The sequence below is a fragment of the Falsiroseomonas selenitidurans genome, from assembly GCF_012103215.1.
In the GTDB taxonomy this organism is placed as follows: domain Bacteria; phylum Pseudomonadota; class Alphaproteobacteria; order Acetobacterales; family Acetobacteraceae; genus Falsiroseomonas; species Falsiroseomonas selenitidurans.
Map to the genome: position 1 here is coordinate 1 of NZ_JAAVNE010000072.1, position 19,810 is coordinate 19,810.

At 73.3% G+C, this 19,810-nt stretch carries 18 protein-coding genes; 6 read left to right on the forward strand and 12 right to left on the reverse strand.

What is annotated here, in order from left to right; genetic code table 11:
• Nucleotides 1-192: 192 nt before the first annotated feature.
• Genes rnhA through ispH form a run of 3 tightly spaced genes read right to left on the reverse strand, consistent with a single transcriptional unit; the run spans nucleotide 193 to nucleotide 2,582 of the window.
• Nucleotides 193-648 (reverse strand): ribonuclease HI, encoded by a 456-nt coding sequence (rnhA, locus tag HEQ75_RS25500; protein WP_168034950.1) that lies wholly within the window; start codon nucleotides 646-648, stop codon nucleotides 193-195.
• The gene (locus HEQ75_RS25505; RefSeq protein ID WP_168034951.1) at nucleotides 632-1,612 is read right to left on the reverse strand and encodes a homoserine kinase; all 981 of its coding nucleotides are present in this window, start codon (nucleotides 1,610-1,612) and stop codon (nucleotides 632-634) included. Before HEQ75_RS25505 ends, rnhA begins: the two co-directional genes overlap by 17 nt.
• Nucleotides 1,613-1,622: 10 nt before the next feature.
• A complete protein-coding gene (gene ispH, locus HEQ75_RS25510; protein WP_168034952.1) occupies nucleotides 1,623-2,582 on the reverse strand; it encodes a 4-hydroxy-3-methylbut-2-enyl diphosphate reductase in 960 nt (319 codons plus the stop codon).
• Between the two features lie 163 nt (nucleotides 2,583-2,745).
• On the opposite strand from ispH, the gene HEQ75_RS25515 reads away from it, so the two are divergent.
• The gene (locus tag HEQ75_RS25515; RefSeq protein WP_168034953.1) at nucleotides 2,746-3,339 is read left to right on the forward strand and encodes a hypothetical protein; all 594 of its coding nucleotides are present in this window, start codon (nucleotides 2,746-2,748) and stop codon (nucleotides 3,337-3,339) included.
• A 6-nt stretch (nucleotides 3,340-3,345) separates the two neighbouring features.
• Here HEQ75_RS25515 and HEQ75_RS25520 read toward each other — a convergent pair whose 3' ends face one another.
• The 4 genes from HEQ75_RS25520 to HEQ75_RS25535 form a co-directional block, all read right to left on the reverse strand.
• The gene (locus HEQ75_RS25520; protein WP_168034954.1) at nucleotides 3,346-3,954 is read right to left on the reverse strand and encodes a glutathione S-transferase family protein; all 609 of its coding nucleotides are present in this window, start codon (nucleotides 3,952-3,954) and stop codon (nucleotides 3,346-3,348) included.
• A gap of 89 nt (nucleotides 3,955-4,043) precedes the next feature.
• A complete protein-coding gene (locus HEQ75_RS25525; RefSeq protein WP_168034955.1) occupies nucleotides 4,044-4,520 on the reverse strand; it encodes a GlcG/HbpS family heme-binding protein in 477 nt (158 codons plus the stop codon).
• 66 nt (nucleotides 4,521-4,586) lie between these two features.
• Nucleotides 4,587-6,155, reverse strand: coding sequence for a hypothetical protein (locus HEQ75_RS25530; protein WP_209318776.1), 1,569 nt, complete (start codon nucleotides 6,153-6,155; stop codon nucleotides 4,587-4,589).
• Between the two features lie 19 nt (nucleotides 6,156-6,174).
• Nucleotides 6,175-7,824 (reverse strand): electron transfer flavoprotein-ubiquinone oxidoreductase, encoded by a 1,650-nt coding sequence (locus HEQ75_RS25535; protein WP_235962127.1) that lies wholly within the window; start codon nucleotides 7,822-7,824, stop codon nucleotides 6,175-6,177.
• 99 nt (nucleotides 7,825-7,923) lie between these two features.
• Here HEQ75_RS25535 and HEQ75_RS25540 point away from each other — a divergent pair, with 99 nt between their 5' ends.
• The 5 genes from HEQ75_RS25540 to HEQ75_RS25560 all read left to right on the forward strand — a co-directional run bounded on the left by HEQ75_RS25540 (nucleotide 7,924) and on the right by HEQ75_RS25560 (nucleotide 16,035).
• Complete coding sequence (locus tag HEQ75_RS25540; protein ID WP_168034957.1) at nucleotides 7,924-8,727, forward strand: uracil-DNA glycosylase; 804 nt, start codon at nucleotides 7,924-7,926, stop codon at nucleotides 8,725-8,727.
• Nucleotides 8,728-9,129: 402 nt separating this feature from the next.
• Entirely contained in the window at nucleotides 9,130-10,674 is a 1,545-nt protein-coding gene (locus HEQ75_RS25545) for a lytic transglycosylase domain-containing protein (RefSeq protein ID WP_328734924.1), read from the forward strand.
• Between the two features lie 36 nt (nucleotides 10,675-10,710).
• Nucleotides 10,711-11,250, forward strand: coding sequence for a molybdenum cofactor biosynthesis protein B (gene moaB, locus HEQ75_RS25550; protein WP_168034959.1), 540 nt, complete (start codon nucleotides 10,711-10,713; stop codon nucleotides 11,248-11,250).
• Nucleotides 11,251-11,389: 139 nt separating this feature from the next.
• Nucleotides 11,390-14,056 carry a glycosyltransferase gene (locus HEQ75_RS25555; protein ID WP_168034960.1) on the forward strand — a complete coding sequence of 889 codons (2,667 nt, stop codon included), beginning with the start codon at nucleotides 11,390-11,392 and terminating at the stop codon, nucleotides 14,054-14,056.
• Nucleotides 14,053-16,035, forward strand: coding sequence for a DUF6212 domain-containing protein (locus tag HEQ75_RS25560; RefSeq protein ID WP_168034961.1), 1,983 nt, complete (start codon nucleotides 14,053-14,055; stop codon nucleotides 16,033-16,035). The genes HEQ75_RS25555 and HEQ75_RS25560 overlap by 4 nt, the downstream gene beginning before the upstream one ends.
• A gap of 88 nt (nucleotides 16,036-16,123) precedes the next feature.
• On the opposite strand, the gene HEQ75_RS25565 is transcribed toward HEQ75_RS25560, so the two are convergent.
• The 5 genes from HEQ75_RS25565 to HEQ75_RS25585 form a co-directional block, all read right to left on the reverse strand.
• Nucleotides 16,124-17,299, reverse strand: a complete 1,176-nt coding sequence (locus HEQ75_RS25565) for a M20 aminoacylase family protein (protein WP_168034962.1) — start codon at nucleotides 17,297-17,299, stop codon at nucleotides 16,124-16,126.
• A 31-nt stretch (nucleotides 17,300-17,330) separates the two neighbouring features.
• Entirely contained in the window at nucleotides 17,331-17,987 is a 657-nt protein-coding gene (locus tag HEQ75_RS25570) for a DUF1028 domain-containing protein (RefSeq protein ID WP_168034963.1), read from the reverse strand.
• Entirely contained in the window at nucleotides 17,984-18,532 is a 549-nt protein-coding gene (locus HEQ75_RS25575; protein WP_168034964.1) for a cytochrome P460 family protein, read from the reverse strand. The genes HEQ75_RS25570 and HEQ75_RS25575 overlap by 4 nt, the downstream gene beginning before the upstream one ends.
• Nucleotides 18,533-18,764: 232 nt before the next feature.
• Nucleotides 18,765-19,457: a glutathione S-transferase family protein gene (locus HEQ75_RS25580; RefSeq protein WP_168034965.1), complete on the reverse strand. Its 693-nt coding sequence runs from the start codon at nucleotides 19,455-19,457 to the stop codon at nucleotides 18,765-18,767.
• A partial coding sequence (locus HEQ75_RS25585) for a hypothetical protein (protein ID WP_209318777.1) occupies nucleotides 19,454-19,810 on the reverse strand: 357 nt, incomplete at its 5' end. The genes HEQ75_RS25585 and HEQ75_RS25580, both read right to left, overlap by 4 nt.

Genomic DNA, 19,810 nt, shown 5'->3' on the forward strand with positions numbered 1-19,810 from the left:
GGGCTGAAGACGCTGCTCGCCAGCGACTTCATCCTCTGAACCGCATCCCCTGAACCAGTCCAGGGCGGGGAACACCCCGCCCTGGAAACACCACCCCAACAACAAACAAGCCCGTCCAGGCCAAGGGCCCGGCAGTGCCAGGCCCGTCAGGCCCCCTGCCCGGAAACGGGCGCGGCGATGGGTCGGGCGCCGCTACCCCAGCCCCTGCCGCGCCTGGGTCGCCAGCACATCGGCGCGCTCGTTCATCACGTCGCCTGCATGGCCGCGCACCCAGCGCCATTCGATGTCGTGCGGCTTGGCGGCCGCCAGCAGGCGCTGCCACAGCGGATAATTCGCCACCGGCTGCTTCGCCGCGTTGCGCCAGTTGTTGCGCACCCAGCCCTTCACCCAGCGCTCCATGCCGTTGCGGACATATTCACTGTCGGTGTGCAGCACCACGCGGCAGGGCTTCCTCAGCGCCTCCAGCGCGGCGCAGGCAGCGGTCAGTTCCATGCGGTTGTTGGTGGTCTCCGGCTCGGCACCGGTCAACTCCTTCTCCACTGTGCCGAAGCGCAGGATGGCGGCCCAGCCGCCCGGCCCGGGGTTGGGCTTGCAACCGCCATCGGTCCAGATCTCCACCAGCGGCGGCGCTTCAGGCTCCGATGGCACCGGGGCTCTCCACCTGCGCGAAGAAGCGCAGCTTCCTGAGGTATTCCAAGGGGTCCTTCCGGGTCACCAGCGCATCGGCCGGCGTGTGGGTCCAGTCGTAAAGCCGGGTCAGCAGGAAGCGGATCGCCGCCCCCCGGCACAGCACCGGCAGCGCCGCGGCTTCCGCCGCCGCCAGCGGCCGCACCGTCTGGTAGGCCCCCATCAGGGCGCGCGCCTTGGTCAGGTTGAAGCCGCCATCGGGCTCGAAGCACCAGGCGTTCAGGCAGACGGCGATGTCATAGGCCAGCAGGTCGGTGCAGGCGAAGTAGAAGTCGATCACGCCGGAAACCTGCGGCCGCCCGGCCGCATCCGGCAGGAAGAACACGTTGTCCGGGAACAGGTCGGCATGGATCTGCCCGGCCGGCAGCGCGCCCGGCCGCGGCCAGGCGGCCAGGATCGCGGCCAGCTGCGCCTCCAACTGCGCCATCAACCCCGGCTGCACCTCCTCGCCCCGCGCCCGGCAGGCCTCCAGCAGCGGTGCCCAGCCGGAAGGCCCCAGCGCATTGGGCCGGGAGCCTGCGAAATCCGCGCTCGCCGCGTGCAGCCGCGCCAGCGCCTCGCCCAGCGGCGCCAAGTGCTCCGGCCGCACGCGGCGTGGCCAGACGCCTTCGAGGAAGGTGCAGATCGCCGCCGGCCGCCCGGCCAGCTCGCGCAGCGCCACCCCGTCCCGCCCAGGCACCGGCGTCGGGCAGGCCAGGCCGCGACGCGCCAGGTGGTCCATCAGGCCGAGGAAATAGGGCAGTTCCGCCGGGTCCACGCGGCGCTCGTACAGCGTCAGCACGAAATCCCCGCGCTCCGTCCGCAGCGCGTAGTTGGAATTCTCCACCCCCTCCGCGATGCCGCGGAAGGCGAGGAGACCGCCGATCTCGTATTCAGCCAGGAAGGCGCGCAGCGCCTCGTCGGAAACTTCGGTGTAGACAGCCATGCGGCGGCTTCTACCCCGCCGCGAGGCCGGCCGGCAGGCGGAACACCACCTTTTCTTCCGCCACCACCACTTCCTCCACCACCAGTTCGAAGCGCGTGGCGAGCTTCGCCAGCACCTCCTCCACCAGCACTTCCGGCGCGCTGGCGCCGGCGGTCAGACCGATGGTGGTGCAGCCATCGGCGATCGCCGGGTCCAGCGCCGTGCCGCGCTGCACCAGCAGGGCGCGCGCGGCCCCGGCGCGCCGCGCCACCTCCGCCAGCCTGACGGAGTTCGAGGAATTGGGCGCCCCCACCACGATCACCAGCTCCGCCCCGCGCGCGGCGATGGCCTTCACCGCCGCCTGGCGGTTGGTGGTGGCGTAGCAGATATCCTCCTTCGCCGGCCCGGCGATGTCCGGGAAGCGGCGCGCCAGGATGGCGACGATGCCGGCGGTGTCGTCCACGGAAAGGGTGGTCTGGGTGGTGAAGGCCAGCGGCAGGTCGCCCGGCGGAATCACCGTCTCCGCCTGGGCCGCATCCTCCACCAGCGTGACCGCGCCAGGCGGCAGCTGCCCCATGGTGCCGATCACCTCCGGATGCCCGGCATGGCCGATCAGCAGGATGTGGCGGCCGCGCGCATGGTGGCGCTCCGCCTCCCGATGCACCTTGCTGACCAAGGGGCAGGTGGCATCCAGCGCGAACATGTTTCGCGCGGCGGCCTCCGCCGGCACCGCCTTCGGCACGCCATGGGCGGAGAACACCACCGGGCGGCCGTCATCCGGGATTTCGGACAATTCTTCCACGAAGACGGCGCCCTGGCGTTCCAGGCTCTCCACCACGAAGCGGTTGTGGACGATCTCGTGCCGCACATACACGGGCGCGCCGTGGCGCTTCAGCGCCTCCTCGACGATCTTGATGGCGCGGTCCACGCCGGCGCAGAAGCCGCGCGGCCCCGCGAGCAGGACGTTCAGCCGGGGCTTGGTCTCGGGCATCGCGGATCCTGGCGGCTGGCCGCCCGAAGCGGGGCGGGGATGGTCGGATGGCGCCGGCGATGCGATAGACGCAGCCGGCGGCGGCTCCGGGCCACCTTACCGGCCGCCGGGACGGCTTCAAAGGGGGAGCCGCCGGGACGGCTTGGATGGGGAGTGGGCTGGCATGGCATCGGGCATTCGCGGCACGGCGCCGAGGGCATCGCGGGGACGGTCCAGGCGCTGGGGCCTGCTGGCGGCGGCGGCGCTGCTGGCAGGCTGCGAGGGCAGCGCAACCGGCAGCACCGCCGGCGGGAACCTCGCGCCCTGCCCGCGCATCGTCATCCTGGCCGAGGGCGCGGACCTGACGCGCTTCCGCCCCGGTGCCGGCCGCGACCTGACGGCCCTGACGGCCGAAGCGCGGATCGCCGGCTTCGATGCCATCTGCGACTATGCCAGCCGCGACCGCAGCGCCCTGACCGTGCGCCTGGTGCCGCGCTTCGAGGTGGAGCGTGGCCCGGCGGCGGAAGGCCGCACGCTGGACCTGCCCTGGTTCGTGGCGCTGAGCGATCCCGGCGATGCCAATTTGCTGGACCGCCAGTCCTTCACCAGCCGCGTTTCCTTCGCCGCCAATGTGGTGCGGACCAATCTGTTCGGCCAGCCGGCAAGGCTGACCGTGCCGCTGGCCGAAGGCACCCGCGCCGCCGACTACACCGTCCGGCTCAGCCTGCAGCTGACGCCGGAGGAGCTGGCGCTGAACCGGGCGCGCGGGCCGCGCTGAGCCGTCTCAGCCTTCCCGCTGCCGCCGCGCCGCCAGCGCCGCGGGGCGGGACAGCGCCGCATCCAGCCAGGCCTTGACGGTGGGGCAGGGGGCCAGGTCGAACCCGTTGGCCCAGGCGCCGTACAGAACGCCGGCCAGGTTGCAGTCGGCGATGGTGAAGTCCTGGCCCAGCAGCCACGGGCCGCCGGCGGCCAGATGCGCCTCCAGCACCGCCAGCCGCGCCGCCAGCGCCTCCGCCCCCGCGGCGCCCTGGGCCGCGTCGCGCAGTTCCGGTGCGCGGATATAGGTGTTGTAGGCCCATTGCATGGCGGCGGGCTCGGCTTCCGTCGCCGCCCAAAGCGTCCATTGCAGGGTCCGCGCGGCATCGTCGCCGACGGGCATCAGCGGCGCGCCGGCCTTCCCGGCGATGTGCAGGTTGATGGCCAGGCTCTCGAACAGCAGCAGCCCGCCATCCTCCAGCGCCGGGATCTTGCCGTTCGGGTTGATCGCGGCCATCGCCGCCTTCAGCCCGGGGCCGAAGCCCACCGGCACGACCTCATAGGCCAGCCCCGCCTCCTCGGCCGCCCAGATGCAGCGGAAGGCGCGGGAGCGCGCGATGCCATGGATTCGGAGCATGTCGTGTCTGGTCCCTGCGGTGGCGTGGCTGAAATCTGCTACGCCACCGCAAGGGTGTCCATCCACGCCCGGGCGTGGCGAAGCGGCGTTCAGGCGGCGTCGCCGGTATCCGGCGTCAGCCCCGCGGCGTGGACGCCGGCCACCGCGCAGACCTCGTCCTTGTCCGACGCATCGCCGGAAACGCCCACCGCGCCAAGCACCGCGCCATCCGCCGCGCGCACCAGCACACCGCCCGGCACCGGCACGGCGCGGCCGCCCGCCAGGTCGGACAGCGCGTTCATGAAGCCGGTCATGGACTGGCTGCGCCGCGCCAGCTCGCGGGATCCGAAGCCGAGCGCCATGGCGCCGAAGGCCTTGCCCCAGGCGATATCCGTCCGCAGCAGGCTGGCGCCATCCTCGCGCAGCGCGGCCTTCAACTGCCCGCCCGCATCCAGCACCACGACGGTGAGCGGCGCGAGGCCGAGCGCGCGGCCCTTGGCCAGCGTCTCGTCCACCACGATGCGGGCCTGGGCGGCGGTGATGCCGTGCTGGAAGCCGGCGGGGGCGGCGTGGCGGGTCTCGGTCATGCGGGCGGTCTCCCTTTTGCCCGCACCCTCTGCCCGCAACCGGGCCGCGCGGGAAGGGGGGCACGGTCAGCGGATCGGCAGTTCCACCGGCTCCCCGCGGCTGCCATCGGCATAGACCGCCACCAGCACCAGCAGCCGGGCGGCCTCCGGCACCGGGAACTCCACCTGCAGCCGCGGCGGGTCGGCGGCCAGCACCGCGTCATCGCGGGGCGCCACCTCGATGCGGCGCGGTGCCAGGTCGGCATCACTGCGCCATTCGATCGCGGAAAGCCCCGGCAGCAGGCGGCCGGCCAGCGGCAGCGGGTTGAGCCGGCCGGGCTCCAGCCAGCCCGGCTGGTAAAGCCCGAAGGGCCCCTGGGCCTGCAAGGCCCGCTGCGCCGCCTGGCGGATCGCCGCTGCCGGGTCGAAGGCGTGTTCCACCGGCGGGCCGGGGACGCCGTCCCGGTCCAGGTGGCGGAAGCGCAGCATGGCCGGGTGGAAGGGGCGGGGCAGCGCCAGTTCCGGCCCGGCCGGGCCTTCCGGCAGCGCCACCCAGGCGCCGTCCTGCCACCACTGCACCGCGCGCGCCGGCTCCGGCGGCAGGACGCGCAGGCGAATCGGCCCGGGGTCACCCGGCGGTGGCGCCAGGAGCGCCACCGAAGGCCGGCGCGCCGCCACTTCCCGCGTCCAGCCCAGCGCCTCCAGCCCCTGGCGCAGCCGCAGCGCCCGCCCGGGGTCGAGGAAGGCGTCGGCGAAGGCGGCGAAGCGGGCTTCCTCCAGCAGGCCGTCCAGCGCCATCGCAATCTGCGCGGCGGCGGCCAGGGTGGGGCCGTCGGGCAGGCTGGCGGCGATCCGGGCATGGGCCAGCGCCGCCTCGGCGATCATCGCCTCCGCCGGGGGCATTTCCGCCAGCGCCGCCAGGGCCGCCGCGCGGTCCGGCGCCTCCGGCTGCTCCAGCGCGGCAAGCAGCGCGGCCTGGTCGGGTGGCAGCGTCACCGCGGCCAGGGGCGCGCGCGTCTCCGCCATGTCCCGCAGCGCCTCCAGCAGCAGCAGCGCATCGGGCCGCGGGCGGCCGGGCAGGCGCAGCGAGTCGGCCAGGGCGCTGGCGGCGGCACGCGCCTGGCCGTGCCGCGCCAGCACCAGCGCGTTGTACAAGGCCTCATCCGCCGAGGCCGGGCGCGGGCGTGGCACCGGGCGGCGCTCGGCCAGCGCCGCGCGCAGGCGTTCCGCCGGCCAGGGGGAAGGGGGCACGTGCAGCAGGCTTTCCTGCAGCCCCGCCACTTCCGGCAGATGCGCGCCGAGCAGGCCGCGTGGCCCGCCGGCCAGGATCTGCGCCAGGGCCAGCAGCGCCAGCAGCGGCACCAGCCGGGCCGGAAGCCAGGGCAGGCGGCCCAGCCGCGCCGGCCGCAGCGCCGCCAGCAGCAGCCCGGCGGGCAGCGCCAGCGCCGCGGCGAGCGCCAGCCAGCCCATCGCCGGCAGCCCCATCATCGGCAGGCCCAGCGCCGGCAGGGCCGGCTCCGCCAGATCCGCCGGCACCGCCAGACCCCCGACCAGCGCCAGCACGCCCAGCCAACCCCGCCGGGCTGCTTCCGGCCGCGGCCGGCGGCGCCAGGGCTGATAGGCCGGCTCAGGCCCCGGCACAGGGCCCGTGCTCATCCCCTGGCAGGGCGCATGGCTACATGCCGCCGATGTAGTTGGGGCCGCCGCCGCCTTCCGGCGTCCGCCAGTCGATGTTCTGGGTCGGGTCCTTGATGTCGCAGGTCTTGCAGTGCACGCAGTTCTGCGAATTGATCACGAGGTGCATGGCGCCCTCGCCATTGCCGGCCTCCTCGCCCACCGCCTCGTACACCGCCGCCGGGCAGTAGCGGCTTTCCGGGGAGGCATAGGTCTTCCAGTTCACCCCTTCCCAGCGCGCCGGGTCCTTCAGGACCAGGTGGCTCGGCTGGTGTTCCTCGTGGTTGGTGTTGGACAGGAAGACGGAGGACAGCCGGTCGAAGGTCAGCACGCCATCCGGCTTGGGATAGGCGATCTTCTTCGCGCTCGCCGCCGGCTTCAGCGTCTCGTGGTCCGCATGGTGGCCCCAGGTCCAGGGCGCCTTGCCGCGGAAGACGTAGGTGTCCAGCGCCGCCGCCGCCATGCCGCCCCAGAAGCCGTATTTGGCGAAGCCGGGGCGGATGTTGCGCACGCCCTCCAGCTCCGACCACACCCAGCTCAGCTTCAGCGCGGCGGGATAGGCTTCCAGCAGCGCCGGGGCCTCGCCTTCCAGCGCCGCGGCGATCGCCTCCGCCGCCACCATGCCGGACTTCATGGCGGTGTGGGTTCCCTTGATCTTCGGCACGTTGAGGAAGCCCGCGGCGTCGCCCACCAGCATGCCGCCGGGGAAGACCAGCTTCGGCACCGCCTGGATGCCGCCCTCGTTCAGCGCCCGGGCGCCGTAGCTGATGCGCTTGCCGCCTTCCAGGAAGCCGCGCACCGCCGGGTGGGTCTTGAAGCGCTGGAACTCGTCGAAGGGCGAAAGCCAGGGGTTCGGATAGTCCAGCCCGACCACGAAGCCGACGGAGACCAGGTTCTCTCCCAGCATGTACAGCCAGGACCCGCCATAGGTGTCGGCGGCCAACGGCCAGCCGGTGGAATGCCACACCAGCCCCGGCTTGTGCTTCTCCTTCGGGATCTCCCACAGCTCCTTCATCCCCAGCGCGTAGGTCTGCGGCGCCACGCCCGCGCGCAGGTCGAAGGTCTCGAACAACCCCTTGGCGAGGCTGCCGCGGCAGCCCTCGGCAAACACCGTGTAGGTGGCGCGAAGCTCCATCCCCGGCTCGTAGGACGGCCCCTTGCTGCCATCCTTGAGGATGCCGGCCACCCCCGCCACCACGCCCTTCACCCGGCCGTCCTCGATCAGGGCGTGGGAGGCGGCGAAGCCCGGATACAGCTCCACGCCCAGCGCCTCGGCCTTGGCACCCAGCCAGCGGCAGACATTGCCCAGGGAGACGACGTAGTTGCCCTCGTTGTGCATCTGCGGCGGGGTGGGCAGCTTGAAGCCACGGGTTTCCGTCAGCAGCATGAAACGGTCGTCGGTGACGGCGGTGGCCAGCGCCGGCGGATCGTCGCGCCAGTCCGGGATCAGCTCATCCAGTGCGCGGGGTTCCAGCACGGCGCCGGAGAGGATGTGGGCGCCGATCTCGCCACCTTTTTCCACCAGGCAGACATTGGTGTCCGGCCGCGCCTGCTTGAGCCGGATGGCGGTGGCGAGCCCGGCCGGGCCACCGCCCACCACCAGCACGTCGAACTCCATACTCTCCCGCGCTTCGGCGTCGGCACCCGACATGGCTGTTCCTCTGGCGTTCGTGGCGGCATTCCTGGGACGCCCAGGATGTAGCGTCGCCACCCATTGCACGAAACCCCGCGGCGGCCCGATATCGCACCCATGCAGGCAGGTTTGCAGGAAGCGCTGCTGGCCGCGCTGCGGCTGCAGATCGATCTGGGCGTGGACGAGGCGCTGCTGGAGGCGCCGCAGGACCGGCTTGCCGAAAGGGCGGAGGCCGCGCCGCCGCGACGTGCCGAGCCTCCGGCGCCCCCACCGCTGGCCACGCCCGCCTTGGCGCCGCCCGTCCCCGCCGCTGCCGGCCGGGTGGTGGCCGCCGCCGCCGGGGCGGACAGCCTGGCGGCCTTGCGGGCGGCGATCGCCGCCACTGACAGCCCGCTGCGGGACACCGCCACCAACCTGGTCTTCGCCGATGGCGTCGCCACCGCCGGCCTGATGCTGGTGGGGGAGGCGCCGGGCGCGGATGAGGACCGGCTTGGCCGTCCCTTCGTCGGCGTCTCCGGCCAGTTGCTGGACCGCATGATGGGCAGCATCGGGCTGGACCGGCAGCGGGACTTCTACCTGACCAACATCCTGCCCTGGCGCCCGCCCGGCAACCGCACGCCGACGGATGCCGAGATCATGTTGTTTCTGCCCTTCCTGCTGCGCCATATCGAACTGGTGCGGCCGCGACACCTGCTGCTGTTGGGCGGCGTGGCCGCCAAGACCCTGCTGCGCGCCAAGGAAGGCATCACGCGCCTGCGCGGCCGCTGGCACCGCCTGCCGATGCCGGACGGCGCCGCCCTGCCGGCCCTGCCCACCCTGCACCCGGCCTATCTGCTGCGCAGCCCGGCGGCAAAGCGCGAGGCCTGGGCGGATCTGGTCTTGCTGCGCCGCAGCATCGATGGTGAGATCACGCCGCCGTGAAGTGATATTAATCTCAGCATCGGGCGTTAAGGGTCTGATTCGGGAACGACTCGGTTTTCTGCCCAAAACTCGCCATGATTCAGGGGGTTGTCAGCGCCTTGAGGCGGCCGTTAGGGGTAGCGCGCCATGCAAGCGTTCTGCCCAATGGCCCGGCTTTCCCTGCCGCGGAACCCCCTTCGCCACCTGGTGAAGGGCCTGCTGCTGGGGGTGACGATGACGCTGGGGATTCAGGTTCCTGCCGTCGGGCAACGGGTCGACCAGACCGCCATGAGCGTCCCGCGTCCTGCCCAGCAGGACCGGGCCGCCGGGTTCCCGCAACCCCTAGCGCCGTCTGAAGCGGCGCGGCTTCGTCGTATCTTCGACCTGCAGGCCCGGGGCGAGCCCCTGCCGGCAGCCCGGGAGGTGGAACGCCTCGAGGACCGGCGCCTGCTCGGCCATGTGCTGGCCGATCGGTGGCTGCGCCCCGGTGCCGAACCGCCGCTGCACGAGGTGGTGGATTGGCTGACGCATCACGGCGACCATCCGGACGCGCCGGCGATCCACGCCATCCTGGCCCGCCGCGCGCCGCCCGGCATGGCGCTGCCCGCTGCCCCCGCCTTCGCCAGCCTCGACGGCGCCGAGGAGGTGCCGGAGGAGCGCGAACCCGCCACCCGCCGGATCCAGCGCAGCCCGGGCCTTGACCGCCTGGTGCGGGAGCGGTGGCGCGACGGCGACATCGCCGGGGCGCTCGCGACCATCGAGCGCTCCCGCGCCGAGGGCGCCTATGCGGCGCTGCTGCGGGCGGAGGTGGCGCAGTACCTGCTGCAGATCGGCCGCGATGAGGAAGCCTTCACCATTGCCTCCGCCGCCGCCCGCGTTTCCGGCGGCAGTGCCTTCCCGGGCTATATCGCCGGCCTGGCCGCCTGGGCGCTGAACCGGCCGGAAGCGGCGCTGGCCTATTTCGAACATGCCGCGCGGTCCGACATCGCGGCGCCGGCCACCCGCGCCGCCGCCGCCTTCTGGACCGCGCGCGCCGCGGTGCGCGCCCGGCGGCCGCAGGCCTATGTGCCATGGATGATGCAGGCGGCGCAGGAACCGCGCACCTTCTACGGCCTGGTGGCACGGCGTGCGCTGGGTCTGCCCATGGGCTTCGCCTGGCAGAACGAGGTGGCCGGGGAGGGCGAGGGCGCCGCCATCGCCGAGACCGCGGCCGGCTGGCGGGCGCTGGCGCTGCTGCAGATCGGCCAGAAGGCGCGGGCGGAGGCGGAGTTGCGCGTGCTGTGGCCACGCGTGCAGGGCAATGCCGGCGTGGTCCGTGCCATGCTGGTGGTCGCCAACCAGGCCGGCATGGCCGACCTGGCGGCGCGGCTGGCCTCGCTCTCGCAGTCGGCCGATGGCCGGCCGCGCGACTTCGCGCGTTTCCCGCTGCCGCGGCTGGAGCCGATGCACGGCTTCCGCATGGACCCGGCGCTGCTCTACGCCCTGGCCCGGCAGGAATCCAACTTCAACCCCGGTGCCGTCTCCCCGGCCGGGGCGCGCGGCATCCTGCAGATCATGCCCGCCACCGCCAGCTACGTGACCGGCGACAGCAGCCTGCGCGGCGCCAATGTCGCCCGGCTGCACGATCCGGGCTTCTCGCTGGAGGTCGGGCAGCGCTACGTCCACTACCTGGCCCGCAGCGGCCAGGTGGATGGCGACCTGATCCGCCTGCTGGCGGCCTACAACAACGGCCCAGGCAACCTGTCCCGCTGGCTGCCGGCGGTGCGCCACCGCACCGACCCCTTCCTGTTCATCGAGAGCATCCCGGTGGGGGAGACGCGGCTTTTCGTGCAGCGCGTGCTGGCCTATTCCTGGATCTATGCGGCAAGGCTCGGCCTGCCGTCGCCGTCGCTCGACGCGCTGGCCACGGGGCGCTTCCCGCGTTTCCAGGGCACCGCGGCGGTCGCGGCCATGCTGATTTCGCGCTGAAGCGGGGGCGCGTCCCCCCGTCCAGGGGGGCTGCCCATGCCGATCGACCCGTCGCTTGCCTTCGTGCCGGTGAACATCGCCGTGCTCACCGTCTCCGACACCCGCGACCTCGCCTCCGACCGTTCGGGCGACACGCTGGTGGCGCGCATCGAGGCTGCCGGCCATCGCCTGGTGGCCCGCGCCCTGCTGCGCGACGAGGCGTCGCTGATCGAGGCACAGCTGCGCGACTGGATCGCGGCGCCGGAGGTGGATTGCGTCATCACCACCGGCGGCACCGGCATCACCGGCCGCGACGTGACGCCGGAAGCCTTCGCCCGGGTGCTGGAGAAGGAGATCACCGGCTTCGGCGAGCTGTTCCGGATGCTGAGCTACCAGAAGATCGGCACCTCCACGATCCAGTCGCGGGCGATCGGCGGCGTGGCGGGCGGCACCTATCTCTTCGCCCTGCCGGGCAGCACCGGCGCCTGCAAGGATGCCTGGGACGACATCCTGCTGTGGCAACTGGATGCCCGGCACCGGCCCTGCAACCTGGTGGAGCTGATGCCGCGCCTGCAGGAACATCTGCGCGCGGCGTGAGGCGCCTGCTGCGCCGCACGCATGGCTTGTGTTTTGCGCCATCAGCGTCGATCTTCGCGCGCCTGACCCGCCCGGACGCGGCTCGGCCAGGGTTTCGCCGCCAGGGGGCGGCAGGGTGGCGGGAGACTGGATGGAGCTGATGCCGGAAGATCACCCCGCCCCCTCGGGCCCCGCCGGGCCCGGCCTGCAGCGTCCCGGCGAGATCGAAATCGGCGTCGTCATCCCCGCCTACAAGCAGCCCGGCTTCCTGGCGGAAGCGCTGGACTCCGTGCTGGCCCAGCGCGGTCCCTACCGCATCGGCGCGGTGGTGGTGAACGATGGCTGCCCCTTCGCCCAGACGCACGAGGTGGCGCTGTCCTTCGCCCGGCGCCATCCGGACCGGGTGGTGTATCTGCGCCGGGCCAATGGCGGGCTGAGCGCGGCCCGCAACACCGGGGTCGAGTTCATCCTGGCGGCCTGGCCAGCCTGCCGCAGCATCTTCCCGCTGGACGCGGACAACCGCCTGATGCCGCCCTTCCTGGCGCGGGCGCAGGCGCTGCTGGACGAAAGCCCCGCCGATACCGGCTGGCTCTATCCGGATTTCGACTTCTTCGGGCTTGAGGGCAATTTCTCCACCGCCGGCGAATACTCCCACCTGCTGCAGGTGCTGGAGAATTTCTGCGAGGCCGGCAGCCTGGTGCGGCGCGAGGTCTTCGCCTCCGGCCTGCGCTACGACGAGGCGATGCGCGCCGGCTTCGAGGATTGGGCTTTCTGGCTGTGCGCCGCGGCCGCGGGCTGGCGCGGGCGGCACCTGCCGGCCTCCGGCTTCCGCTACCGGAAGCGGGCGGAAAGCATGCTCGCCACCTCCGAACGCCAGCGCGCGCAGGTGCTGGGCGACATGCGCCGCCGCCACGCCGCGCATCTCGGCGTGCGCAGCCTGGCGCGGCTGGAGGCGGCGGAACTGCCGCGCTACGGCCTGCAGGTGATGGGCGAGGACAGCCTGCGCCTGGTGCTGGACCCGCAGGCCGTGACCCCGCGCCGGCTGAAGCGGGCGGAGGCCCATGCCAGCTTCGTGGAGGCAAGCCGGGAGCCGCGCGCCGTCTTCTTCCCGCCGCAGACCTGCTGGGCCAGCCAGCCGGCGTTGGACCTGCTGGCCGGTGCCGGCCTGCTGCGCGGCATCTTCCACCAGGCGGCGCTGCTGCTGCGGAGCGCCCATTTCGTCGCCGTGACCCTGGCCGAGGATGCAGCCGGCGGGCTGGGCCTGGATGTGCTGCCGGTGCCGGGGCCGGAGGATGCGCCGGCCAGCGCCGCCGATGCGGTGCTGCTGTTCGGCCAGACCCCGGTGATGGAGGAACTGGCCCGCGACCCCTATCGCGGCTGGGTGAACTCCCTGGCCGCGCCGGTGGCGCAGCCGAAGCTCGCGCGCATCGTGGCGGTGCTGCCACCGGGGCTGGTTGTGGCGCCGCCGCCGGCCATCGTGGCCTATGCGCTGGGCGAGATCGATGCGATGCGCGATGCCATGCGCAGCCGCTCCGTCCTGCCGCTGGACTGGCGGAGTGATGACCGGCGGCCGCGCCGCAGCGCCTATGAGGCCTATGCCGAATTCGCCCGCTGCGGCGCCATCCTGCCGCATCTGCCGGCGGGCGATGGCCGCGACATCGGCTTCCTGCTGCCGCTGTTCGCCTTCGGCGGGGTGGAGAAGGTGGTGTTCAACTACGCCGCGGTGCTGCGTGCCCGCGGCTGGCGGCCGCACCTGTTCATCAGCGGCGCGCAGCGGATCCAGGCCTTCCCCGGGCATTTCGACGTGTTCGAGAGCGTCTGCTTCTTCGGCGCCGACGGCATCGAGGGCGGCGACTGGGACCGGCTGCATTTCGGCGCCTGCACCTCCGGCTTCGCGCAGTGGCGCGACACGCGCGACGCGGTCGGGCTGCTGGCGACCATGGATGTGGTGCTGAACACCCATGCGCTGGGCGGCCACGGGCTGATGCAGGCGCTGCGCCGGCAGGGCGTGCGCTGCTGGCTGGGGCTGCACCTGGTGGAGAAGGGGCCGCTCGGCGCCCCGATGGGCAACCCGCACATCGCGCTCGCCTATGAAGGCGCCTATGACGGCTTCGTGGTGATCTCGGAACGACTGCGCGACTGGTGCGTGGGCCAGGCGGTGCCGGCGGACAAGGTGGTGAAGGTGCTGAACGCACCCTCCTATGCGGCTGATCCGGCGCGGCTGGCCGCGGCGCTGGCAACCCGGCAGGTGGCGGTCCGCCGCCCGCTGCGGGTGCTGTTCCTCGGCCGGCTGGATGCGCAGAAGGGGCTGGACCGGCTGCGCGACATCATCCTGCAGACCCGCGGCCCCGCCGTGGAGTGGCGGCTTGTCGGCAAGCCGGTGCTCGACGATGCCGGGGTGGACCCCGCCACGCTGGGCGTGCCGGTGGAGCCGCCGGCGATGGACGGCCCGGCGCTGGATGCCCTCTATGCCTGGGCGGATGTGGTGGTGCTGCCCTCGCGCTTCGAGGGCGTGCCACTGACGCTGCTGGAAGCGCAGCGCTTCGGCTGCGTCGTCATCGCCACCGAGGTGGGGGCAGTGGCGGAGATCGTGCGCGACCGCGTCGACGGGCTGCTGGTGCCGGATGGCGGCCAGGACGCCGCCGTGGTGGCCGGCTTCACGGCGCTGATCGGCCAGCTGGCGGCGGACCGGGACCGGCTGCGCCAGATCGGCCAGGCGGCGGCGGCGCGCATCGGCGCCACATCCTGGGCGCGGAACATGCAGGACTGGCTGGAGCGCATCGAGGCGCTCAGGCCCAAGGAGAGCGATTTGAGGCCGGCGGCATGAGCGCGATCGAGATCCGAACCACCGACCTGGCCGGGCTGATGTCCGCCCGGCCGGCCCTGCTGGCGGCAGCGGATTTGCCGGGGCTGGAGGCGCTGCGCGTGCCCGGCCTTGACCTGTGGCTGCTGGCGCGGGACGGGCAGATGCTGATGCTGCGCCGCGATGGTGCGGCGCCGGCCGGGCCGGGCCTGCCGCTCAACCTGCCGCCCAGCGGGATGCTGGCGGTGGTGGTGGCCGATCCGGCCGCCTTCGGCCCTTTCCTCGGCTGGTGGCAGGATGCCTCCGGCCAGGCGCCGCCGCTGGTGCGGGCGGCCAGTGGCAGCGCCGCCCTGCCAGCCCTGCTGGCAAAGCTGTCGGCGGAACTGGGCTCGGCCCATGGCCGCGCCGTGCAGCTGGAACGCAGCCTGGTGGCGACCCGCCAGGATTATGAGGAAACCCGCATCGCCATGGCCGCGGCCGCGCGCACCCTGGGCCACCGCCCGCCGGGCGCGATGGCGCAGGCGGTGGCGATGGAACCTTCCATGGACCGTGTGGCGGCGCCGCGCGCCGGCGCCCGGCTGTTCCTGCGCCAGCCGCTGGGCCGCAAGCTGGAGGGGCTGGCGGCGATCGCCGTCCATGTCGGTGCCATCAGCGCCGCCACCACGGGACCGCTGCGGCTGCGCGTCCATGCCGAGGAAAGCGGCCGCATCGCCGCCAGCTGGACGGTGCCGATGGCCCAGGTGACGGAGGGCTGGCTGCGGCTGGACCTGCCGACGCCGCTCGGCCTGCAGCCGGAGACCGCGGTGCTCGAGATCACGGCCGACGTCGCCGGGCCGCATTCCCTGGCCCTGTCGCTGGAAGCGGATTGGGTGCCGGCGGAGGTCGCCTGCCTGGTGGAAGGCGCAGCCCCGCGCGGCCGGGCGCTGGCGCTGCGCATCTGGACCGCGCGCATCGGCGATCGCTTCGTGGTGCCGGCCTGGTGGAACTGGGACGAGGTCGGGGCCAGCCTGCCGCTGGAAGGCGTGCCCCAGGCGGTGGCGGCCGAGGAGCTGGAGGCGGGGCGGGTCCTGTCCGGCGCCTGGGAGGCGGCGCCGGGGGATCTGGGCGAGGTGCCCCTGCAGGCCATGCTGGAGGGGGCCGGCACCGCCGCGCTGGTGCTGCCGCGGATCACGCTCGCCGGGGCGGATGTGTTGCGCCTGACCTGGAACGTCGCCGGGCCGCAGCCGCGCAAGCTGCGCGTCGGCGCCTGGGTGCTGCCGCCCGGGCAGACGGTGCAGTCGTTGGAGGGGCTGGCCGGCCGTGCCGCCTTCTCCGGCTGGCGCGATGCGGAGCCGGGGCGGCCGGACGGGCTGAGCCTGGCGCTGCCGCTGTCGCTAGGCGCCCAGGCGCAGGTGGTGCTGGCGGTGGCGAGCCAGGATCCTGCCGCGCAGGCGCGGCTGGACTTCACCGGGATCAGCCTGCTGCCGACGCGTGACCCCGCCATGTTGCGCGACGAACAGGCGGCGATGGCGCAGCTGGTGCTGCCGGGCGCCGAGGCGACCCCGGAACTGCCCCCGGTGGCGCCGGAGCCGCTGTTGCCGGCGGCGCGCTTCGGCAAGGTGGCGCTGCAACAGCACCTGGTCGGCGGCGGCGGCTACCAGCACCTGGACCTGGTGGTGCAGGAACTGGCCGGCCGGGGCGAGGGCTGGTCCGGCATCCGCTTCAAGCTGGGCATCGCCGGCAGCGGCCCGGTGCTGGAATTCCGCCGCGGCCGCGGCTGGCCGGAAGCCTTCACCCGCTGGCCAGGGACGGAGAGCGACAAATTCGGCCCGGTGCTGCGGCTGCGGGCACCAGACATGCAGGGCTTCGCCGCGGCGCTCGCGCATCCACGCGACCAGGCCCTGGTCGCGACGCTGCTGGAGGTGCTGGACGAGGTCGCCGGCGATGGCGCCCGGCTGGCGGCGCTGGAAGCCGAGCAGGGCGCGCGCTGGGTGGAGGCTGCCCGCCGCCTGCGCGGCGCCTGATGTCACGCCGCCTGTGCGGCGGCGGAGACCAGATCCCCTTGGGCGGAACCGGCGCCCGCCGAAGGCGGGCGGGCGGCCGCCGGCCGGCTCAGCCGCGCTTGAGGTCGTGCTCGACGATCCCGGCGAAGAAGCTGGCGCCGATCGGCAGCAGGTCGTCGTTGAAGTCGTACTGCACCGTGTGCACCGGCGCGCTGCCCTTGGCGCCGGCCGCCTGGCCCAGCTTGATGTAGGCGCCGGGCTTTTCCAGCAGCATGAAGCTGAAATCCTCCCCACCCATCACCGGCGGCATGTCGCGGCGCACCTTCGCCTCGCCCAGCAGCCCGGCGCAGATGCGCGCGGCGAGCCGGGCATTCTCCGCATGGTTCACGGTGGCCGGGTAGCCGCGGGTGTAGAGGAGCTCGGCCACCGCATCATGCGCCGCCGCCGTTGCCTCCACCACGCGGCGCATCGAGGCCTCGACCAGGTCCTGCACCGCGGGGTTCAGCGTGCGCACCGTGCCGTTCAGCACCGCCTGGTCGGGGATCACGTTGCTCGCGGTGCCGGCATGGAACTGGGTGGTGGAGACCACCGCCGATTCCAGCGGATCCACGCGCCGCGCCACGATGGTCTGCAGCGCCATGACGATCTGCGCCCCGACCACCACGGGGTCGATCCCGCCATGCGGCCGCGCGGCGTGGCCGCCCTTGCCGCGCACCGTGATGGTGAAGCCGTCGGCGGCGGCCATCATCACGTCGTCGCGGATATCCGCCTCGCCCAGCGGCAGGGAGGGGTCATTGTGCATCCCGTAGACGCTGTCGCAGGGGAAGCGGGTGAACAGCCCCTCATCCATCATCGCCTTGGCGCCGGCGCCGCCTTCCTCCGCCGGCTGGAAGATGAAGTGCACGGTGCCGTCGAAGTTGCGGGTCTCCGCCAGGTACTTCGCCGCGCCCAGCAGCATGGTGGTGTGGCCGTCATGCCCGCAGGCATGCATCACGCCGGGGGTGGTGGAGGCATAGGGCAGGCCGGTCGCCTCCGTCATCGGCAGCGCGTCCATGTCCGCGCGCAGGCCGATGCTGCGGGAGGATCCGCCCTGGCCGCGCAGCACGCCGACGACGCCCGTCTTGCCGATGCCGCCATGCACCTCGATGCCCCATTCCGCCAGCAGCTTCGCCACCTGCGCGGCGGTGCGGTGTTCCTCGTAGCGCAGTTCCGGGTGGGCATGCAGGTCGCGGCGCCAGACCTCCATTTCGGGCTGCATGGCGGCGATCCGGTTGTTGATCGGCATCTGTCGGGCTTGTCCTGATCGGGCGGTGGGGTCAGAGGGCGATGGCGCGGTCCGGGTCCAGCACCCGCACCACATAGGCATCGACGAGGGGCGCGTATTCCTCCCACAGCAGGCGCAGCGCCGGCAGGGGCTCGGCATGGCCATCGGCGCGCAGGTCGACCAGGGCGAAATCCTCCGCCCCGTAGACCAGCAGGCTGGCGGAGCGTACCGCGCCATGCTCGCCGCCCGCCGCCTCCCCGGCCTCCAGCCCGCGCAGCAGGCGCTCGGCCAGCGGCAGGTCGGGTTCAGCCAGGAAGCCGGCGACCATCGCCTCCGGCACCGCGGCGCTGGACAGGATGTTGCCGATGGCGACCACGCCCGGGCCATGCGCCGCGCCGAATTCGCGCTTCACCTGGGCGCCGTGGAAATGCGCGGTGCGGCCCGCGGCGTCGATCGCCGCCAATTGCCGCCAGCCATGGTCGGGGGTGGAGGCGACCAGGGCCGCCACCGTCTCCGCCGCGCCGCAGCCGGAGCGCAGCAGGCCGATTCCGCGCGGGCCCAGCCGCGGGTCGGTGCGGTGCTGCGTCAGCACCGCACCGATGCCGGGTGCCACCGCATGCACCCGCGCCCCCACGGCGAGGGAGGAGGTGGTGGCGGCGGCGCCGAGATGCCCGGTGCGCGGGCAGCGCGCAATCAGCGAGAAGGTCATCGTGCCTGCACGTAGTCCCAGAAGTTGAAGGCGAAATCCTGCCCGCTGCGCGCCGTGATGTGGCAGTTGAAGCAGGAGCCGAGCGCGATGTTGCGCCGTTCGCCGGTACCGGTGAAGGCGGCGTATTCCCATTCGCCGTTGCGCATCTCCGGCGGGTAGCCCTCGCCCCAGCCGGGCTGCTTCTCCTGCGCCGCGATGGCGATCCAGCCCGGCTCGGCGATGAAGCGGCCCTGCTGGTCGCGCAGCGGCGTGCCGGTGGCGTCCACCCGGGCGCGCGCATCGGCCATGATGATCAGCGTGCCATGCGGCAGCGGCGCGCCGGGCGTGGCGGCGGCGAAGGCTTCCGGGTTCACGAACAGGTGCCGGATGATCTTGCGGTCCGCCTTGTCCACGGTGGCGTAGCGGATGAACCGGGCCTGCCAGTCGGCCGGCAGGCTGATGTTGTGCGCGCCGGTCGTGTAGCCCGGGCGCCGCTGCGCCGCGATCGGTGGCGCGAGGGCGAGCAGGCCGAGCATGGCGGCGCCGGCAAAGAGATATCTGCGCATGGCTGGGTGTCTCCGCGGACCTTCCCATCCTGGGCCCGTCGCCCCGCCATCCGCCAGCGGAAATGCGTGGCACCGGCCGGGTGCCGCCTGGTTCTGGCCGCGGGCCCGATACCCGACTCGATCGAGTGGAACCGGCCTCCGCCGAAGGCGGCCGAGCGGCCGCCGCGCCAGGTGGCGCGCCGCCAGGCCGGCGACCGCGGCGGTGATCGGTGACGATCACCCGGATCCGGCATCAGTCGAAGGCCGGCACCTGCCGCGCCAGGCCGCCATGCAGGTCCAGCATCCGCTGGCGCCAGGCCGCCACCGGGTCGTCCGCGGCCAGCAGCGGGAAGGGGCTGACGCAGCGGGCCCATTGGAAGCCGCCGAAGACGATGGAATCGGCGTGCAGCGGTGCCGCTCCGCCCAGGAAGGGCTGCGCCCGCAGCATCAGGCGCAGCGGCAGCAGGCTGCGGCGGAACACCTCCACCTGTGCCACCCGGTCCGCCTGCACCGCTTCCAGCGTCTGGCCGAAGCGGGCTTCGCGGCTGGTCCGGAAATAGGCGACATCGGCCGGATCCAGCACCGCGGGGATGTCCGCCACCACCAGCCGGACGATGCCCGGGATCTGCACCGAATCGGCCCAGGCATTGACGAAGCGGGCCAGCGCCCGGCCGCCGTCGCCGCCGAACAGGCTCGGCCCGTCCGGGAACCGGTCCTCCAGATATTCGGCGATGGTCCAGCTGTCGGCGATGGCGCGGTCGCCATGCAGCAGCAGCGGCACCTTCTCGGCCCCATGGGCGGCCAGCCGCGCGCCTTCCGTGAAGCGCCAGGGCAGGGTCTCCACCGCCAGCCCCTTGGCGGCGAGCGCCATGCGCACCCGCCAGCAATAGGGGCTGAAGCGTCGCGCCGGATCGGCGCCGGCCAGGTCGAACAGCTGCAAGGTCACGGGTTTGCCTCCTCCTCTGCCCGCAGCGCGGCGGCGCCGGCGGAATCGCCCATGGCCGCCAGCCGGGCCGCGATCGCGGCGCGCTCCGCCGGCGCGGATTGCGCGGCGCGGGCCCGCAGCGCGGCCAGCAATTCCGCCCGCCGCCCCTGGCGTTCCAGCGCCGTCTCGTAGCTGCGGCGCCAGGTCGGGCCCAGCGTCTGCGCCGCCAGCCGCGCCAGCGGTGCCTGGGCGGGTTCGGGGGCGGCGGCCAGCAGCAGGAACAGCGCATGTACCTGCAGCGGCCGCAGCAGGCGCGGCAGCAGGTCGCACAGAGCGGCGACGCCGGCCTCCGCGCCTTCGGTGCGCAGCAAGGC

Coding starts and splice junctions, on each gene's coding strand:
- HEQ75_RS25505 (WP_168034951.1), bottom strand. CDS start 1,612: ATGGCTGTCTACACCGAAGTTTCCGACGAGGCGCTGCGCGCCTTCCTG.
- ispH (WP_168034952.1), bottom strand. CDS start 2,582: ATGCCCGAGACCAAGCCCCGGCTGAACGTCCTGCTCGCGGGGCCGCGC.
- HEQ75_RS25515 (WP_168034953.1), top strand. CDS start 2,746: ATGGCATCGGGCATTCGCGGCACGGCGCCGAGGGCATCGCGGGGACGG.
- HEQ75_RS25520 (WP_168034954.1), bottom strand. CDS start 3,954: ATGCTCCGAATCCATGGCATCGCGCGCTCCCGCGCCTTCCGCTGCATC.
- HEQ75_RS25525 (WP_168034955.1), bottom strand. CDS start 4,520: ATGACCGAGACCCGCCACGCCGCCCCCGCCGGCTTCCAGCACGGCATC.
- HEQ75_RS25530 (WP_209318776.1), bottom strand. CDS start 6,155: ATGAGCACGGGCCCTGTGCCGGGGCCTGAGCCGGCCTATCAGCCCTGG.
- HEQ75_RS25535 (WP_235962127.1), bottom strand. CDS start 7,824: ATGTCGGGTGCCGACGCCGAAGCGCGGGAGAGTATGGAGTTCGACGTG.
- HEQ75_RS25540 (WP_168034957.1), top strand. CDS start 7,924: ATGCAGGCAGGTTTGCAGGAAGCGCTGCTGGCCGCGCTGCGGCTGCAG.
- moaB (WP_168034959.1), top strand. CDS start 10,711: ATGCCGATCGACCCGTCGCTTGCCTTCGTGCCGGTGAACATCGCCGTG.
- HEQ75_RS25555 (WP_168034960.1), top strand. CDS start 11,390: ATGCCGGAAGATCACCCCGCCCCCTCGGGCCCCGCCGGGCCCGGCCTG.
- HEQ75_RS25560 (WP_168034961.1), top strand. CDS start 14,053: ATGAGCGCGATCGAGATCCGAACCACCGACCTGGCCGGGCTGATGTCC.
- HEQ75_RS25565 (WP_168034962.1), bottom strand. CDS start 17,299: ATGCCGATCAACAACCGGATCGCCGCCATGCAGCCCGAAATGGAGGTC.
- HEQ75_RS25570 (WP_168034963.1), bottom strand. CDS start 17,987: ATGACCTTCTCGCTGATTGCGCGCTGCCCGCGCACCGGGCATCTCGGC.
- HEQ75_RS25575 (WP_168034964.1), bottom strand. CDS start 18,532: ATGCGCAGATATCTCTTTGCCGGCGCCGCCATGCTCGGCCTGCTCGCC.